Raw genomic sequence first — 16,528 nt, forward strand, 5'->3', positions numbered from 1 at the left:
TTTTACCGCAAAAAACGCAAATAATTTCGTAATTTTTAAATCATGTACATGCCGCCATTGACATGTAATGTTTCACCCGTGATGTAGCTGGCCTCGTCAGAGGCTAAAAAAGCAACGGCGCTGGCAATTTCTTTGGCATCGCCCAACCGGTTGGCTGGAACTGATGACAAAATGCCTGCGCGTTGATCATCTGTCAACGCCCTTGTCATATCCGTCTCAATAAAGCCGGGAGCGACGACGTTGACAGTAATGCCACGTGAAGCGACTTCACGTGCCAAAGACTTACTAAAACCAATCAAGCCAGCTTTAGCCGCCGCATAGTTCGCCTGCCCTGCGTTACCCATGGTGCCAACAACGGAACCAATTGTAATAATCCGTCCACACCGTTTCTTCATCATAGCCCGCATGACAGCTTTTGACAGCCGAAACACTGAAGTCAGGTTCGTGTCCAGGATATCCTGCCACTCATCATCCTTCATTCGCATGAGAAGGTTATCACGGGTAATGCCGGCATTATTAACTAAAATATCAATTTCGCCAAATTCAGCTCGAATCGTCGCCAATACTTGCTCAATAGATGCAGAATCAACCACATTGAGCATAATACCTTTGCCGTTTTCGCCTAAATATTCGCCGATTGCTTCAGCGCCTTTTTCGCTGGTCGCGGTGCCGATCACTTTTGCGCCGCCAGCAACCAGCTTTTCAGCGATTGCGCGACCAATGCCACGGCTCGCACCCGTTACCAGTGCAATTTTGCCTTCGAAGCTCATACTCATCCTCTTAATTACTGCTCAAGCGCCGCAGTCAGGCTTGCCGTGTCGTTTACCGCGGCCGCCGTCAGGGTGTCTACAATACGTTTAGTCAGACCGGTCAGAACTTTGCCTGGTCCCACTTCTAATAACTGTTCAACGCCTTGTGCTGCCATGAATTCGACAGATTCAGTCCAGCGAACCGGGCTGTATAACTGACGAACGAGAGCACTGCGGATCGCTTCCGGAGACGTTTCAACTTTCACGTCTACGTTGTTCACGACGGAATATTGTGGCGCACTAAAAGTCACATTTTCCAGCGCAACAGCGAGTTTATCAGCAGCTGGCTTCATTAATGCGCAGTGTGAAGGCACGCTGACAGGCAGCGGCAGAGCACGTTTTGCGCCAGCGGCTTTACAAGCAGCACCTGCTCGCTCAACGGCTTCTTTGTTACCGGCGATAACGACCTGGCCCGGTGAGTTAAAGTTCACCGGCGAAACAACCTGGCCTTGCGCAGATTCTTCACACGCTTTAGCGATTGCATCGTTGTCCAGACCGATAATGGCGTACATTGCGCCGGTACCCGCGGGTACGGCTTCCTGCATCAGTTTGCCGCGCAGTTCAACCAGGGAAATAGCCTGTTTGAAATCCAGCACACCCGCGCAAACGAGCGCTGAATATTCGCCCAGGCTGTGGCCGGCCATCAGAACAGGCTGAGTGCCGTTCTGCTGCTGCCAGACGCGCCAGATAGCGACGGACGCTGCCAGCAAGGCAGGCTGTGTCTGCCAGGTTTTATTCAATTCTTCAGCTGGCCCCTGCTGCACCAACTGCCATAAATCATACCCCAGCGCCGAAGAAGCTTCGGCAAATGTTTCTTCAACAATCGGGTGTGCTGTCGCTAAATCAGCCAGCATACCGAGCGTCTGAGAACCCTGACCAGGGAAAACAACTGCAATTTTTGTCATTTTTATCTTCCTGTTAAATCAGAAACGTACCAGCGCCGAGCCCCAGGTAAAGCCACCGCCAAATGCTTCGAGCAGCACTAACTGCCCGCGCTGAATTCTGCCATCGCGCACCGCTTCGTCAAACGCAGCAGGCACAGAAGCCGCTGAAGTATTACCGTGACGATCGAGAGTGACGACAACTTTATCCATCCCCATACCCAGCTTTTTCGCTGTCGCACTGATGATGCGCAGGTTCGCCTGATGCGGAACCAGCCAGTCGAGTTCGGAACGGTCGAGATTATTAGCCGTCAGGGTTTCATCAACAATATGCGCCAGTTCAGTCACGGCTACCTTGAAGACTTCATTACCCGCCATGGTGACGTAAGCCGGTTTTTCAGGCTCAGACTGACTTGGGTAAGCCAGCGTCAGCAGGTTGCCGTAATGGCCATCTGCATGCATGTGCGTGGAAATAATGCCCTGCTCTTCGGATGCACCCAGCAATACTGCGCCAGCACCATCTCCAAAGAGGATCACCGTACCGCGATCTTCAGGATCGAGTTTACGGGACAACACGTCAGAGCCGATCACCAGCGCATATTTCACGGCGCCGTTTTTAATGTACTGATCGGCAACGCTCAGTGCGTAGGTGAAACCTGCACAAGCGGCGGCCAAATCGAACGCTGCAGAATCCTTGATGCCCAGCATGTTCTGCACCTGGCAGGCTGAACTCGGGAATGCATGTGAAGATGAGGTTGTTGCAACAATGATCAGGCCTACGTCGCTCGCGCTGACGCCGGCCATTTCGAGTGCTTTTTCTGCTGCGTGCAGGCCCATTGTGGCCACAGTCTCATCCGGTGCAGCGATACGACGTTCACGAATACCTGTGCGGGTGACAATCCACTCGTCGGAGGTATCCACCATTTTTTCTAAGTCGGCATTAGACCGAACTTGCACGGGCAAATAGCTCCCCGTACCGAGAATCTTTGTATACATGTACGATCAGTCACTCTTGGGTAATACAGCTTCAAGGCGCGCGGCGATCCGCTGAGGGACCTGCCGCTGCACCGCCTGCACAGCCTGTTCGATAGCAACAGCAAACGCACGCTGGTTTGCTCCGCCGTGGCTTTTAATAACGATGCCCCGTAATCCTAACAAACATGCGCCATTATACTGGTCGGGGTTGAGATGGCTAAAACGCTTTAGCAATTTCTTCTGTACTATCCGACCTAACCATTTCAGCCACCAGGCCTTCTTGCCACCCTCGCCTGAGGATTTTAACAGTGACAAAAACATCCTTATTACACCTTCCATGGTTTTGAGCGTCACGTTACCGACAAAGCCGTCACACACCATCACGTCAGTCTTACCGGTCAGAAGGTCATTGCCTTCAAGATAGCCGATATAGTTGATTAGTGCGGTATTTTTTAAAATGGCAGCGGCTTCACGGATGTTGTCCAGCCCTTTGCTTTCCTCTTCACCGATATTCAGCAAGGCAACTCGGGGGTTATTAATACCCACCACCTGTTCGGCCATCACTGCACCCATAACGGCAAACTGAACCAGCATTGTGCTGTCACACTCAACGTTCGCCCCCAGATCCAGCACCACGGTTTTACTGCGCTGCTGATTGGGCAATACGCTCATCAGCGCCGGGCGCTCAATGCCATCCAGAGGCTTTACAACCAGTTTTGCTAATCCCATCAGCGCACCGGTATTCCCGGCACTGACGCACGCCTGCGCGTCACCACTTTTGATCAGTTCCAACGCCACACGCATTGAGCTTCCTTTACTGGCCCGTATAGCTTGCGACGCGCGAAGGTCACTGGCTATTACTGATTCAGCAGGAATTATCCGAATTCGTTCTGTTAAAGAAGGATCGGCTTTGGCTAAGAAAGGTGTGATTGCGTCGGGATCACCGACCAGAAGAAGGTCTAATTCAGAATTAGAAATCAGTGCCTGCAATGAAGCAGGCACTGTGACGGAAGGACCGAAATCCCCGCCCATTACATCTAACGCGACGGTTAGACGAGTCAAGGTATCGCCTTGCCAGCACTTATCACGTGAATAAGTTGCAGGCAAATATCAGCCGATTACCTTGCGACCGCGGTAGAAACCGTCGGCAGTGATGTGGTGACGCAGGTGAGTTTCACCAGAAGTCTTGTCCACAGACAGAGTGGAAGTGGTCAGAGCGTCATGTGAACGACGCATGCCACGTTTAGAACGGGTTGGTTTATTCTGTTGTACGGCCATGGACCTTACTCCTTAAGTACTTTTCTTTAAACTCGCTAATACGGCAAATGGATTTGGTTTCTCCGCCTCTGCAGGCAGTTTACCAAACACCATGTCCGCGTCGGACACTTCACAGTGTTCAGATTCATGTACCGGAACGACAGGCAGAGAAAGAATAATTTCGTCTTCAATCATTGCCAGCAAATCAACTTCGCCAAAATCATCGACTTCGATCGGCTCGTACGCTTCCGGTAATGCCTCAGCCTGTTCATCATTTTGGACAGGACTAAAACAATACGTTGTGTGAACCTGATGTTCAAACGTCTTACCGCATCTCTGGCATTCCAGAGTTACAGCAACATCGGAGTGGCCGGTAATCACAGCCAGGCGCTGATTGTCGATATTAAACGACAAAGAGGTTTGTACGTCAGAATCCACGCTAACCACTGATTGGGCTACCCGCGTTACCTGTTCTGCAGCATAGACACCTGTATAGTCTAAACGCTTCTGGGCTGTGCGGACCGCATCAACGGTCAGGGGTAATTTTACTTTTTGCATAGGGCGCGCATATTAACTTTGTAACGACATAGAGTCAAAGAAAAAGGCCTTTAAACCGCACCTTTCACCAATATTCGCTTCCACAGCGGCCGACAGTTTAAAATGTGCGATTCAATAACGCTACGCTTTGTGAAAAAAAATTATGCAGACATCCACGAAAAAAATACTTTTGGCCTCTACTTCAGTCTACCGAAAAGCCCTGCTGGCGAAGGCCGGTCTCGCCTTTTCATGCGCATCGCCCGATATTGATGAAACACCATCTGCAGGCGAAAAACCTGATGAACTGGTTAAACGGCTGGCCCGTTCTAAAGCTTCCGCACTCAGCGCAAACTACCCGGAGCACCTGATTATAGGCTCTGACCAGGTTTGCGTGATCGACGGGCATATTACCGGCAAGCCACATACCTTCGAAAATGCCTTCCGCCAGTTACGCGCGGCGAGCGGGAAAACCGTGACGTTTTATACAGGCCTCAGCCTTTACGATAGCCAGAAGCAACAGGCACAAACGCTGTGTGAAACTTTTGACGTCGTCTTCCGGGCATTAACAAACGAAGAGATCTCAGGCTATTTGCATCGCGAACAGCCTTACGATTGTGCCGGAAGTTTTAAATCTGAGGGGCTGGGTATCACGCTGTTTGACAGCCTTTCAGGGCGCGACCCGAATACGCTGATTGGATTACCCCTTATTGCCCTGCTGGGTTTGCTACGGGCGCACGGTGTGAATCCGCTGGTGTAGATGAAAAGAAAAGAGGCGCAACCTGTGCGCCCCTTATTAACGAATCCAGAAGCGTTAACGTGAAGTGCTTTTACTGCGCAGAACTTTCAGGCAATTACGCAGTTTGGCATCCATCGGCGCTTCAATACGCAGCGTTTCACCGGTGTTCGGATGTTCAAACCGCAAAGCCGCAGCGTGCAGGAATAAACGATTCAACCCCGTGGCTGCCAGTTTTGCGTCAAAATCACGCTCGCCATAACGGTCATCAAAAGCAATCGGATGACCTGCATGCAAGGCGTGAACACGAATCTGGTGCGTTCTGCCGGTTACCGGGCTGGCTTTTACCAGTGTCGCGAATTCATAACGCTCTTCAATTTTGAATCGCGTTTCAGAGGGTTTACCTTCTGCATTAACGCGCACAACACGCTCGCCACTTTGCAAAATGTTTTTCAGCAAGGGGGCCTGCACAACTTTACAATGTGACGGCCATTCACCGCGCACCAGCGCCAGATAATCCTTCTGCATGCTTTTCACACGCAGTTGTTCGTGCAGGGAACGCAATGCTGAACGTTTCTTAGCGACAAGCAATACGCCTGAGGTATCACGGTCCAGACGATGGACTAATTCCAGAAAACGCGCTTCAGGGCGAAGTGCGCGTAAACCTTCGATAACACCAAAGCTAAGGCCGCTACCACCATGAACAGCGGTACCAGACGGCTTATTCAGAATTAATAAGTAATCGTCTTCATACAATATACAGTCGGTTAGTGCGGCTACTTTATCCAGTTTGGCAGAAACCGGCGCTTCATCCCTTTCGGCTACGCGAACAGGCGGCACACGCACTTCGTCGCCAGCTAATAACTTATATTCTGGCTTAATTCTTTTCTTATTAACCCGGACTTCGCCCTTACGCACGATGCGATAGATCATGCTTTTCGGCACGCCTTTCAGGATTTTGAGTAAGAAGTTGTCGATGCGCTGACCGGCTTCATCTTCAGAAATGGGGATTAATTGTACAGTTGGGTTCTCAGTTTTCATGGCTCGCGATTCTAAATATCCGGCACGGTTCGCGCCACTGATTTTTATGTGCTTAACTCTTACTTTACCAGTAACTGCCGAGGAAAACCTGCCTGCTTCCCCCGTTTTTAAAGAATACAAAAGTTAAGACAATGCGGCACATATCTCATTGAGGTAAATATCTTACCCGCATGGGAAAAGTCACCTTGCTATCAGAGTGCCTGCAATGGAATAATGAAGTCACTTTCGGCGTTGTTTCTCTTAAGTTAGGGAAAACGCAGGAATTATAGATTTGCCTGATCGCACAAAAACGCAGCAATGGCGTAAGACGTAATGTGAAATCAAGCAATTAGCGGGCTGCGGGTTGCAGCTTGGCCGGCGAACGGAATGAGATCTGTTAACGTAAATTCAGAAGCTATTCCCCTAATAAAAGTGCTGCTTTCATAACGCTGGTGTCTTTAATACAGCAAAAGCAGACTTACCGAAATAATGCGCCCCTATGCAAGCGACAGCCGTGAGGTTGACGATTTGCGAGAAGACTCGGGGCCAACGGTTTATCCGGTCATGAGGTCATTTTGCCCGCAGCTCTGTCAATAATGGAATAATAATGAGTAAGTTAAGATGAAAAGAATGTTGATCAACGCGACTCAGCAAGAAGAGTTGCGCGTTGCCTTGGTAGATGGACAGCGACTGTATGATTTGGATATTGAAAGTCCGGGCCATGAGCAGAAAAAAGCGAACATTTACAAAGGTAAAATCACCCGCATTGAACCAAGTCTGGAAGCGGCATTCGTAGATTACGGTGCGGAAAGGCATGGTTTCCTCCCTCTGAAAGAAATTTCCCGCGAATATTTCCCAAGTAACTATTCCTCCCATGGCCGCCCGAACATTAAAGATGTTTTGCGCGAAGGTCAGGAAGTGATCGTTCAGGTTGATAAAGAAGAGCGTGGAAATAAAGGCGCAGCGCTGACGACGTTTATCAGCCTGGCCGGTAGTTACCTGGTTCTGATGCCAAACAATCCACGTGCTGGGGGAATTTCCCGCCGTATTGAAGGCGACGACCGTACAGAATTGAAAGAAGCGCTGTCTTCACTGCAATTACCTGATGGCATGGGTCTGATTGTTCGTACCGCAGGCGTTGGCAAATCTGCTGAAGCTCTGCAGTGGGACCTGACTTTCCGCCTCAAACATTGGGAAGCCATCAAGAAAGCCGCTGAAGGCCGCCCTGCTCCTTTCCTGATCCATCAGGAAAGTAATGTTATCGTCCGCGCATTCCGTGATTACCTGCGCCCGGACATCGGTGAAATCCTCATCGATAATCCTAAAATTCTCGATCTGGCAAAAGAGCACATTGCTGCACTTGGCCGTCCTGATTTCAGCAGCAAAATCAAACCTTACGTTGGTGAGATCCCGCTGTTCAGCCATTATCAGATTGAATCCCAGATTGAATCTGCTTTCCAGCGTGAAGTGCGCCTGCCTTCTGGCGGCTCGATTGTTATCGACAGCACTGAAGCCCTGACGGCTATCGACATCAACTCCGCACGCGCAACCCGCGGCGGCGATATCGAAGAAACCGCATTCAATACCAACCTTGAAGCCGCCGATGAAATTGCCCGTCAGTTACGTCTGCGTGACCTCGGTGGTTTGATTGTTATCGACTTCATCGATATGACGCCAGTTCGCCACCAGCGCGAAGTGGAAAACCGTCTGCGTGATGCCGTTCGTCAGGACCGCGCGCGTATTCAAATCGGTCGCATTTCCCGCTTTGGTTTGCTGGAAATGTCCCGTCAGCGCCTCAGCCCGTCACTGGGTGAATCAACGCACCACATCTGCCCACGTTGCGCAGGTACAGGTACTGTTCGTGATAACGAGTCTCTGTCGCTGTCGATTCTGCGTCTGATTGAAGAAGAAGCGCTGAAAGAAAATACCAAAGAAGTTCATGCGATCGTTCCGGTTCCTATCGCTTCTTACCTGCTGAACGAAAAACGTGAATCGGTGAATGCCATCGAAAAACGTCAGGGCGGCGTCCGTGCAGTGATCGTTCCAAACGATCAGATGCAAACCCCGCACTACCATGTTCTGCGCGTACGCAAAGGCGAAGAAATCTCTGCACTGAGCTATCTGTTGCCACAAATTCACGAAGCAGAAATGCTGCAACCTTCTGAAGAGTTGCCGACTGAGCGTCGTCGCCCTGAGCAACCGGCACTGGCTGCGTTTGCCCTGCAAAGTGAAGCACCTCCGTCCAGCTTTGAGCAGGAAACCGCTGTTGAAGAACCGGTTAAAACCCGTACCACAACGGTTAATGCGCCAGCCGCACCAGCAGCTGAGAAATCCGGTTTTGTCAGCCGTCTGCTGAGCGGGCTGAAAAGCTTGTTCGCACCGGAGCCACAGCAGGAAGTTAAACCTGTCGAAGCGCCGAAAGAAGCTGAAGCCACTGAAACAGAAAATCGCCGTAACAACGAACGCCGTAACCAGCGTCGTCAGGGCGGACGTCGTGATCGCAACGGTGAACGTGGCGAACGCAATGACCGTGGCAACCGTGGTGAAGGCCGTGAGAGTAATCGTGATAATCGTGGCGAAAGTCGTGACAACCGCGAAAATAATCGCGAGCAGCGTGATGATCAACGCCGCAACCGTCGTAACCAGGAACCTGTTGTTAGCGAAAGCCGTAACGAAGACGTTGAAACGGCACCGCGTGAAGAGCAGCAGCAACAACCTCGTCGTGAGCGTTCGCGTCGCCGTTCTGAAGATAAGCGCAAAACACAGACTGAAGAAAAAATTCAGGATGCTGTTGTTGTAGAGCAAATCGCCGCGCCGGTCAGTGATGAAACGGAACAAGAAGATCGTCAGCCAGCTCAGCGCCGTCAGCGTCGCCAGTTAACGCAGAAAGTTCGCTTCGAATCAGAAGAAGTTGATCATGAAGCAGAAGCTGCTGCACAGTTACTGATTACCGGTACACGCCCTGCGGCTCCGGTATTTACTGAACAGGCACCTTCTGAAGCGGAAACAGTTAATGCAGCTGAAGGCGAAGAAAACCTGAATGACAACAACCGTGAAAACGGTATGCCACGTCGCTCACGTCGTTCTCCGCGCCACCTGCGTGTAAGCGGTCAGCGTCGTCGCCGTTATCGTGATGAGCGTTACCCGACTCAGTCGCCAATGCCTCTGACCGGTGCGTTTGTTTCTCCGGAAATGGCGTCAGGTAAGGTCTGGATCACTTACCCGGTTGCGCAGTCATCTGAACAACAGTTTGCTGAAACTGAAGCGCCAGAAGTGCTGACACAACAGGTTGAAATCGCTCAGGTCAATACGCCGGTTCTGAATGAAACAACTGAAGTTGAAGCCACTCCGGTTGAGCAAACTCTTGTGGTTGAAGCAGTTCCGGTTACTGAAGCAGTACAGCCGGAAGCACCAGCGGAAGAAAATGTTGTGCCTGAAATTGCACAACCTGTTGCCGAAGAACCTGTTCTGGTTGAACCTGAAACTTCAGAGCCAGTTGACGAGACACCGCGCGTAGAAGTTGCACCGCAAGCACACGAACCGGTTGTTGTTGAACCAGCGCCTGTTGTTGCTGAACCTGAAGTTCAGGCTCCGGAAGCAGCAGAACCTGAAGTTAACGCTGAGCCTGTTGCTCCGGTACAGTACGCCGCAGAAACAGCGCCAGAGGTGAAAGCCCCTGCTCATGTTGAAACTTCTGTCTCTCAAGCTGTCGTTGCTGAACCACGCTTTAAACATCATGCCACTGCACCGATGACCAAAGCGCCAGCCCCTCAGTATGTTCAGGAACCTGCCCGTCACAGCGACTGGGTTCGTCCTGAATTCGGCTTCGAAGGTAAAGGTTCTGCCGGCGGCCATGCAGCAGCAAGCACTGCAACGGCACCAGCAACCAAACCTGAAATGCCTTCTGAGTGATGCGTTGAAAATGCTCTAAACAAAAACCCGCCTTGGCGGGTTTTTTTATTATTAAGCAACAGTGACCTGGCTGATTGAGACGTTTTCAGGCCAGGGTTTTCAGACGGCGAATAGTCAGTTCTTCCAGTTTACCTTCGAGACTTTTGGCAAAATGCTGAAAATGCTCTGTCTTGTTGTGCTGCTTCAGTGCATCTTCAGAAGCCCAGCGCTCGTAAAACACGAACGTCCCTTCCTTATCGAGATCCCCGTGCAGTTCATACTGCAGGCACCCAACCTCCTGACGGCTGGGTTCAATAACGTCAAGCAAAGCTTCTGTTACCTGTTTTTTAAACTCTGGTTTAGCAACAATTGTGGCAACAACTCTGATTTCCATACTGGTTCTCCTGTTGTTTTTTGTCTTGCTTCCACAGTGCCTGGAAGCACTTTGACTAAAATCTACGCCCACTATGAACCTTTCGATACATTGATTTCAATACGAACTTTATTTAACAGATGCAACACAACGGTTTTACGCTTATTCTTGTTCCCCGCCGTTAATGCTCCCATTACCGCACCTGATTCCCAACATCTTGTCTCTCAATGCCGGAGTTTTGCCTGATGACCGCCACACCGCAAGTTTTGAAGATCCGCCGCCCAGATGACTGGCATATTCACCTTCGTGACGATGAAATGCTCAGCACCGTGCTGCCTTTCACCAGTGAAGTCTTTGGCCGCGCGATTGTTATGCCAAACCTGACGCCTCCGGTGACAACGATCGCAGCAGCAATTGCCTACCGCGAACGTATTATGGCTGCACTGCCGAAAGAGCATAACTTCACCCCATTGCTGACCTGCTACCTGACGGATTCTCTGGATCCTGATGAGATTTCTCAGGGTTTCGAGCAAGGTGTATTCACTGCCGCAAAACTCTATCCTGCCAATGCAACGACTAACTCTCAGCACGGTGTCTCTGATGTTAAGGCAATCTATCCGGTGCTGGAACGCATGCAAAAAATTGGCATGCCTTTGCTGATCCACGGTGAAGTTACTCACAGCGATGTGGACATTTTTGACCGTGAAGCGCGCTTTATTGATGAAGTGATGGATCCGGTACGCCTCCAGTTTCCTGAACTGAAAATCGTGTTCGAACACATCACGACCAAAGAAGCGGCGCAATACGTTCTGTCCGGCAATCAGTACCTCGGCGCGACCATTACACCTCAGCACCTGATGTTTAACCGCAACCACATGCTGGTCGGTGGCGTTCGCCCCCACCTGTTCTGCCTGCCAATCCTGAAACGTAATGTTCATCAGCAAGCCCTGCGTGAAGTGATTGCCAGCGGTGCTGATCGTTTCTTCCTGGGCACAGATTCTGCGCCACATACCAAAGGCCGCAAAGAATCGAGCTGCGGCTGCGCAGGCTGCTTCAACGCCCCGCTGGCACTTTCTGCTTACGCGACCGTTTTCGAAGAAATGAATGCACTTCAACATTTTGAAGCTTTCTGCTCCCTGAATGGCCCGCGCTTCTACGGCTTGCCGCTCAATGAAGGCTTCATCGAACTGACACGTACGCCAGTCACGCAGCCAGAAGAAATTGCGCTGGGCGATGAATGCGTTGTGCCATTCCTCGCAGGACAGACGCTCAACTGGAAAGTGACTTCGTACTAAAATACGATTCTCTTCAACTCTGTATTGCACCGATCAGGATTTGACTGTATAAATATACAGTCAAATCTATTCAGGAGGTCCTATGCGTGTTGAAGTCACAATCGATAAAACCAAGCCTCTGCCTGCGGGTGCGCTAGACGCCTTATCGGGTGAATTGAGTAAAAGAATTAACAAACAGTTTTCGGATCGCGAAAATAAAATTCAGGTTCGTTACGCCGGTGCAAATAGCTTGTCTGTGCTGGGCGGAGCCAAAACAGATCGTGATCTTATCGAAGAAATTCTCCAGGAAACCTGGGAAAGTGCAGATGACTGGTTTTCAAATCAGAATGATGAGTAACTGCATGAATTTTCTCAGAACGCACTCAGATTCAATACCTTATTAATAATAATCAGGTTTATTAAAACCCGCCGTAAGGCTATTTGCGTATTTCACCGGGCGTCGCAGTCCGGTTTTTTCATTCTCTTCGCTCGTATAAAAAACACCCAAATTAAAAAGTAATTTTGGTTAAACTCCAGATTATTCTGACTCCCGGATAATCAATACAAATTATTTACAATTAAAACCTCTCAAACCTCTCCATAAATTGCGTTAACTGTTTATACTGAAATAGCTCACCAGATAATGAGCCGCATTGATCCTCAGATAGTCACTCACGTCAGTCACTACAATATAAGGGGTCTATATGGACAGAAATGATGAAGTTATTCAGACACACCCGCTTGTTGGTTGGGATATCAGTACCGTCGACTCTTATGACGCCATGATGATACGTCTTCATTACCTGTCTTCAAAAGACCAGACACCCGAGGATGCTCAGGTAGACAGAACTTTATGGTTAACTACCGACGTTGCCAGGCAGCTGATCAACATTCTCGAAGCCGGTATCGAAAAGATAGAATCTAACGAGTACGAATACAGTGATCACCGAAAACACTAAGTTTTACCTGTCAGCCTGAGGCACCAGCGATTTCATCCTGGTGCCTTTTTCTTTACCTCCGCTCCCTTGCCTTCCCTGCCGTAAACTCACTATCATGCCCGTAGTCAATTTGTTAAAAAATTTCGACAGAGGAGCATTTGGTTATGGATTATGATCTCATCATCGTTGGCAGCGGTTCAGTCGGGTCGGCTGCGGGCTATTACGCCACGCGTGCCGGGCTGAAAGTGTTGATGATAGACAGCGCAATACCTCCTCATCAGGCAGGCAGCCATCACGGCGAAACACGACTCATCCGCCACGCATATGGTGAAGGCGCCCGTTACGTTCCCATGCTGCTAAGAGCACAAACGCTCTGGAACGAACTGGCAGAGCTAAGCGGCGATAAAGTATTTCACCGCAGCGGCGTGGTGAATATTGGCCCTGAAGATTCCGAATTCATCGGCAATGTGAAAACTAGCGCTGAAACCTACAACCTGAACACTCAGTCTCTTAACGCGGCTGAAATTCGCGAAAAATGGCCGCTGTTTACTTTACCAGACGGCTATTGCGGCGTTTTCGAACCTGACTCTGGTTATCTGCAAAGCGAAATGGCCATCAGCGCTTACATCCGCCTCGCGCGCGAAGCGGGCTGCGCGCAGCTGTTCAACTGCCCGGTCGACGATATCCGTTGGGTTGATGGCGGTGTTGAGGTCTCCACAATCGATGGCGTTTATCATGGCAAAAAACTGGCCGTGACCGCCGGAACCTGGGTGACAAAAATCCTTCCAGAGTTGCCGGTAAAACCTTTACGCAAAGTTTTTGCCTGGTTTCACGCCGATGGCCGATACAGCGAGGAAAATCACTTCCCGGCCTTCACGCTCGAAACCCAGCAAGGTGACCAGTATTACGGCTTTCCTTCCGTAAAAGATTCCTTAAAGCTCGGAAAACATAATGGTGGTCAGTGGATCACAGAGCCGCAAGAGCGTAAACCTTTCGGCGGATTCAGCCAGGACGGTACGGAATCCTTCAACTTTTTCCGCCACTTTTTGCCGGGTGTTGGGGTGAGTTTACGCGGCGCGTCATGCACTTACGACATGACCGCAGATGAAGATTTCATAATCGATACATTGCCGGGCAGAGAAAATACACTGGTCATTTCAGGCTTAAGCGGCCACGGATTTAAATTTGCCAGCGTATTAGGTGAAATAGTGACTCATTTCGCTAACAATCATCCTATTCCTTTCGAACTTGAACCTTTCTCCCTTTCCCGCTTCAATTAATGTAAAGATGTTTCAACCGTCGTTAATATTCTTTCGACGGTTGTCATTTTATTTCCGCGAAGAGTCATTTTTAAGTTTCACTTTGAACGAGATCAATAGACCGGTATTTCCGAATTGACAGCATTATAGAAAAAAACCTATGCTAGATGCAGAAATCACAGGAGTGGTTTCCGCGCGTAAATGATACGCCTGAACAAGGACGTCGAATGAAACTCTCTATTATTGAACCCTGTGGATTCACCCGGTTAGGAATTTTCTCTTATCTTGTTGAGAATAATAATCTCGACATTATTGATACTGTGAATATTTCTCAGGCACTCAATTCACTGACAGAATTTCAGCCTGACGTTATTCTGGTGAATATGACGCAGTATTGTCATAACGCTGAATTATCATTGGAATTGAAGGCTTTCTTTGAGTTCCGCCATACCGCCAGAATATACTGTTATATCGATGCGAATTATCCTGACAGTGATGCGCCGATTGCTATCACACGCGAAGTTTTCGTTCTCAATAAACAGTCATTAACGCAATTATTACAAGAGATTGCTGCAGACCCGGAATCCTTTATGCCGGAAAACAACTTCGGCATTCCAAGAACCCTGTTCAGCGATCAGGAAATTCTGGTAATGGGATACTGGATGTCAGAAATGCCGAACTACCGGATTGCCAGAAAATTAAATATCAGCAGCCGCACCGTGTATGTTCATAAGCGCCATCTGGCTCAGAAAATTAAAGTCCGGAACCGGCTGGAATTTTGTTTTATTTACAATCTGATCAAGTATTTATTCTGGCCGATTGATGACATTTCCGCGACGCCCATTAGCCGCCAGATTAAAGACGATCTGTTAATGATTTACAAAGCGCACAGCTAAATCATTCACATAATGCCCTGAACAATCAGGGCATTTTTATATTCTCGTCTTCCTGATTTTCCATTCAGTTTCACACATTCAGACATCAGCGGTTTACGCGGTTGCACTCTGCCGGCAGAGGCCTACAATAAGTTTTAAATTAGCAGCCTTATCTTGAGCAGCCTCATAACATGAAACACTCCGCTTCTGCAGATGTCACCCCAACAGAAATTACAGAAACGTTGCTTTCCGTAATCCGTCTGATGCGCAAACAAGTGGATGCAGCAATGTCCGCGCAGGGCCTTTCTCTGGCTCGCGGAAAACTTCTGTCCGCCATCGCGCATGAAGGCACCTGCCGCCCCGCAGAACTGGCTCTGGTGCTTCAGCAATCTCCCCGAACCATCACCGATGCGATTGATGCCATGGACCGGGACGGTTTGCTGGTGCGCAAGCGTCATCCGACCGATCGCCGTTCACAATTGCTGGAATTAACGGAAGCGGGAAAACAGGCGTTAGAACAGACTAAAAAACCGAAGCAGGATGCTATCGACCGGTTGTTTGACGGGCTGGATTTACCGGCCCGTCAGCAACTCATGGCCTCTTTGCAAAGCATTGAAACGCACGCAGTGCGCATTGAAGAGTTAAACAAGCTTTAGCGTTTTTGTGCGGCGCCATCGCCCAGCAGTACGGCAATCTTATGCCCGGCGGCCGTGGGTTCCAGCGCTATTTTCAGCACGATGGTCAGCGGCACGGAGAGCAGCATTCCGACCGGCCCCATCAGCCATCCCCAGAAAATCAGGGACATAAAGACCACCAGCGTCGAAAGCCCCAGCCCGCGTCCCAGAATTTTGGGGTCGATAATGCTGCCAAAAACAAGGTTAATCAGTACATATCCGCCTGCCACGACAATCCCTTCACTGAAGCCGTTGAACAAGAACGCCTGAATAACCGGTGGAATTGCCGCCAGAAAAGAACCAATATTGGGAATGTAATTCAGCGCAAACGCCAGCATTCCCCACAGAAACGCAAACCGGATCCCCGTCGCTGCCAGCAGCGCCCAGACCGCCAGCCCGGTGACCACGCTGATTAACGTTTTGATCACCAGATAACGCGTCACGCTGTCGAGCGCCCGCTGAACGTTTGCCATCCCCTTTCCCGGTTCATCCGACATCTGTTCAATTTTGTATGGCAACTGCGGCACTTCGAGCAGCATAAAAGCCACCGTCATCAGTAACAGAAACAAACCCGCCATCGCGTTAGACAGATAGCTGATGAGTTTACTGACCACGTTCAACGTCGCTGCCGGGTCGATATAACTGGCCAGCTGTTCAGGCGATAACGTCAGGTCGCTTTGCCCGGACAGTTCCTCGAGATAACTGAGTTTTTCGACGATCAGGCCGCGATACTGAGGCAGCGTGCGCGCAAATTCATTGAGCGTCACCAGCAGTTTGGTGGTCATGAAAGCCATCAGGCAGATCACCAGCGTCGCCACCAGCAAAACGGCGAGTGCGCGCGGCACCCGACATTTCCCCAGCAGCACAATCAGCGGATTCAAAACAAAAGCCAGAAACAGCGCCAGAATGAAGGGTACGATGATGTCCGCCGCAGATTTAATTCCCGCGAAAATCACCACCAGCATCGCCATCATTACGACGATTTTCAGTCCCTGAGTCGTCACGATCGTTTTACGCAAATCTTCCTCCTGA

17 protein-coding genes are annotated in these 16,528 nt (G+C 49.9%); 8 read left to right on the forward strand and 9 right to left on the reverse strand.

The window, feature by feature from the left end:
* Nucleotides 1-35: 35 nt before the first annotated feature.
* Genes fabG through yceD form a run of 6 tightly spaced genes read right to left on the reverse strand, consistent with a single transcriptional unit; the run spans nucleotide 36 to nucleotide 4,480 of the window.
* Nucleotides 36-770, reverse strand: coding sequence for a 3-oxoacyl-ACP reductase FabG (gene fabG / locus IV433_RS09610; RefSeq protein ID WP_013576245.1), 735 nt, complete (start codon nucleotides 768-770; stop codon nucleotides 36-38).
* Nucleotides 771-784: 14 nt separating this feature from the next.
* On the reverse strand, nucleotides 785-1,714 hold the full coding sequence (gene fabD, locus IV433_RS09615; protein WP_195814030.1) for an ACP S-malonyltransferase: 930 nt from the start codon (nucleotides 1,712-1,714) through the stop codon (nucleotides 785-787).
* An 18-nt stretch (nucleotides 1,715-1,732) separates the two neighbouring features.
* A complete protein-coding gene (locus IV433_RS09620) occupies nucleotides 1,733-2,686 on the reverse strand; it encodes a beta-ketoacyl-ACP synthase III (RefSeq protein WP_195814031.1) in 954 nt (317 codons plus the stop codon).
* Between the two features lie 6 nt (nucleotides 2,687-2,692).
* Nucleotides 2,693-3,727 carry a phosphate acyltransferase PlsX gene (gene plsX / locus IV433_RS09625; RefSeq protein WP_195814326.1) on the reverse strand — a complete coding sequence of 345 codons (1,035 nt, stop codon included), beginning with the start codon at nucleotides 3,725-3,727 and terminating at the stop codon, nucleotides 2,693-2,695.
* A gap of 48 nt (nucleotides 3,728-3,775) precedes the next feature.
* On the reverse strand, nucleotides 3,776-3,943 hold the full coding sequence (rpmF, locus tag IV433_RS09630; protein ID WP_013576249.1) for a 50S ribosomal protein L32: 168 nt from the start codon (nucleotides 3,941-3,943) through the stop codon (nucleotides 3,776-3,778).
* 12 nt (nucleotides 3,944-3,955) lie between these two features.
* Entirely contained in the window at nucleotides 3,956-4,480 is a 525-nt protein-coding gene (gene yceD, locus IV433_RS09635; RefSeq protein ID WP_195814032.1) for a 23S rRNA accumulation protein YceD, read from the reverse strand.
* Nucleotides 4,481-4,622: 142 nt separating this feature from the next.
* Here yceD and IV433_RS09640 point away from each other — a divergent pair, with 142 nt between their 5' ends.
* Nucleotides 4,623-5,216: a Maf family protein gene (locus tag IV433_RS09640; protein ID WP_195814033.1), complete on the forward strand. Its 594-nt coding sequence runs from the start codon at nucleotides 4,623-4,625 to the stop codon at nucleotides 5,214-5,216.
* A gap of 54 nt (nucleotides 5,217-5,270) precedes the next feature.
* Here IV433_RS09640 and rluC read toward each other — a convergent pair whose 3' ends face one another.
* On the reverse strand, nucleotides 5,271-6,233 hold the full coding sequence (rluC, locus tag IV433_RS09645) for a 23S rRNA pseudouridine(955/2504/2580) synthase RluC (RefSeq protein WP_195814034.1): 963 nt from the start codon (nucleotides 6,231-6,233) through the stop codon (nucleotides 5,271-5,273).
* Nucleotides 6,234-6,833: 600 nt separating this feature from the next.
* Between rluC and rne the strand changes: the two genes are divergently transcribed.
* Nucleotides 6,834-10,124, forward strand: a complete 3,291-nt coding sequence (gene rne, locus IV433_RS09650) for a ribonuclease E (RefSeq protein WP_195814035.1) — start codon at nucleotides 6,834-6,836, stop codon at nucleotides 10,122-10,124.
* Between the two features lie 85 nt (nucleotides 10,125-10,209).
* Here the strand turns inward: rne and IV433_RS09655 are convergent, their stop codons facing one another.
* Complete coding sequence (locus tag IV433_RS09655; protein ID WP_152325593.1) at nucleotides 10,210-10,497, reverse strand: putative quinol monooxygenase; 288 nt, start codon at nucleotides 10,495-10,497, stop codon at nucleotides 10,210-10,212.
* Nucleotides 10,498-10,721: 224 nt separating this feature from the next.
* On the opposite strand from IV433_RS09655, the gene pyrC reads away from it, so the two are divergent.
* The 6 genes from pyrC to IV433_RS09685 all read left to right on the forward strand — a co-directional run bounded on the left by pyrC (nucleotide 10,722) and on the right by IV433_RS09685 (nucleotide 15,478).
* Nucleotides 10,722-11,771, forward strand: coding sequence for a dihydroorotase (gene pyrC / locus IV433_RS09660; RefSeq protein ID WP_195814036.1), 1,050 nt, complete (start codon nucleotides 10,722-10,724; stop codon nucleotides 11,769-11,771).
* Nucleotides 11,772-11,853: 82 nt separating this feature from the next.
* Nucleotides 11,854-12,108, forward strand: a complete 255-nt coding sequence (gene dinI, locus IV433_RS09665) for a DNA damage-inducible protein I (RefSeq protein WP_013576257.1) — start codon at nucleotides 11,854-11,856, stop codon at nucleotides 12,106-12,108.
* Nucleotides 12,109-12,454: 346 nt separating this feature from the next.
* Complete coding sequence (bssS, locus tag IV433_RS09670) at nucleotides 12,455-12,709, forward strand: biofilm formation regulator BssS (protein WP_013576258.1); 255 nt, start codon at nucleotides 12,455-12,457, stop codon at nucleotides 12,707-12,709.
* Nucleotides 12,710-12,852: 143 nt separating this feature from the next.
* Nucleotides 12,853-13,968, forward strand: coding sequence for an N-methyl-L-tryptophan oxidase (gene solA, locus IV433_RS09675; protein ID WP_195814037.1), 1,116 nt, complete (start codon nucleotides 12,853-12,855; stop codon nucleotides 13,966-13,968).
* 206 nt (nucleotides 13,969-14,174) lie between these two features.
* Entirely contained in the window at nucleotides 14,175-14,843 is a 669-nt protein-coding gene (locus IV433_RS09680) for a LuxR C-terminal-related transcriptional regulator (RefSeq protein ID WP_195814038.1), read from the forward strand.
* Nucleotides 14,844-15,013: 170 nt separating this feature from the next.
* Nucleotides 15,014-15,478 carry a MarR family winged helix-turn-helix transcriptional regulator gene (locus IV433_RS09685; RefSeq protein ID WP_195814039.1) on the forward strand — a complete coding sequence of 155 codons (465 nt, stop codon included), beginning with the start codon at nucleotides 15,014-15,016 and terminating at the stop codon, nucleotides 15,476-15,478.
* Here the strand turns inward: IV433_RS09685 and IV433_RS09690 are convergent.
* The gene (locus IV433_RS09690) at nucleotides 15,475-16,515 is read right to left on the reverse strand and encodes an AI-2E family transporter (protein ID WP_195814040.1); all 1,041 of its coding nucleotides are present in this window, start codon (nucleotides 16,513-16,515) and stop codon (nucleotides 15,475-15,477) included. The genes IV433_RS09685 and IV433_RS09690 overlap by 4 nt on opposite strands.
* Nucleotides 16,516-16,528: the final 13 nt, after the last annotated feature.

This window comes from Rahnella laticis, assembly GCF_015644585.1.
Taxonomy (GTDB): domain Bacteria; phylum Pseudomonadota; class Gammaproteobacteria; order Enterobacterales; family Enterobacteriaceae; genus Rahnella; species Rahnella laticis.

What these genes read in the sequence shown, in the direction of transcription:
- rluC (WP_195814034.1), bottom strand. Translation starts at nt 6,233, where the DNA reads ATGAAAACTGAGAACCCAACTGTACAATTAATCCCCATTTCTGAAGAT.
- solA (WP_195814037.1), top strand. Translation starts at nt 12,853, where the DNA reads ATGGATTATGATCTCATCATCGTTGGCAGCGGTTCAGTCGGGTCGGCT.
- fabG (WP_013576245.1), bottom strand. Translation starts at nt 770, where the DNA reads ATGAGCTTCGAAGGCAAAATTGCACTGGTAACGGGTGCGAGCCGTGGC.
- IV433_RS09685 (WP_195814039.1), top strand. Translation starts at nt 15,014, where the DNA reads ATGAAACACTCCGCTTCTGCAGATGTCACCCCAACAGAAATTACAGAA.
- fabD (WP_195814030.1), bottom strand. Translation starts at nt 1,714, where the DNA reads ATGACAAAAATTGCAGTTGTTTTCCCTGGTCAGGGTTCTCAGACGCTC.
- bssS (WP_013576258.1), top strand. Translation starts at nt 12,455, where the DNA reads ATGGACAGAAATGATGAAGTTATTCAGACACACCCGCTTGTTGGTTGG.
- yceD (WP_195814032.1), bottom strand. Translation starts at nt 4,480, where the DNA reads ATGCAAAAAGTAAAATTACCCCTGACCGTTGATGCGGTCCGCACAGCC.
- rne (WP_195814035.1), top strand. Translation starts at nt 6,834, where the DNA reads ATGAAAAGAATGTTGATCAACGCGACTCAGCAAGAAGAGTTGCGCGTT.
- pyrC (WP_195814036.1), top strand. Translation starts at nt 10,722, where the DNA reads ATGACCGCCACACCGCAAGTTTTGAAGATCCGCCGCCCAGATGACTGG.
- dinI (WP_013576257.1), top strand. Translation starts at nt 11,854, where the DNA reads ATGCGTGTTGAAGTCACAATCGATAAAACCAAGCCTCTGCCTGCGGGT.
- IV433_RS09620 (WP_195814031.1), bottom strand. Translation starts at nt 2,686, where the DNA reads ATGTATACAAAGATTCTCGGTACGGGGAGCTATTTGCCCGTGCAAGTT.
- IV433_RS09640 (WP_195814033.1), top strand. Translation starts at nt 4,623, where the DNA reads ATGCAGACATCCACGAAAAAAATACTTTTGGCCTCTACTTCAGTCTAC.
- IV433_RS09655 (WP_152325593.1), bottom strand. Translation starts at nt 10,497, where the DNA reads ATGGAAATCAGAGTTGTTGCCACAATTGTTGCTAAACCAGAGTTTAAA.
- rpmF (WP_013576249.1), bottom strand. Translation starts at nt 3,943, where the DNA reads ATGGCCGTACAACAGAATAAACCAACCCGTTCTAAACGTGGCATGCGT.
- IV433_RS09680 (WP_195814038.1), top strand. Translation starts at nt 14,175, where the DNA reads ATGAAACTCTCTATTATTGAACCCTGTGGATTCACCCGGTTAGGAATT.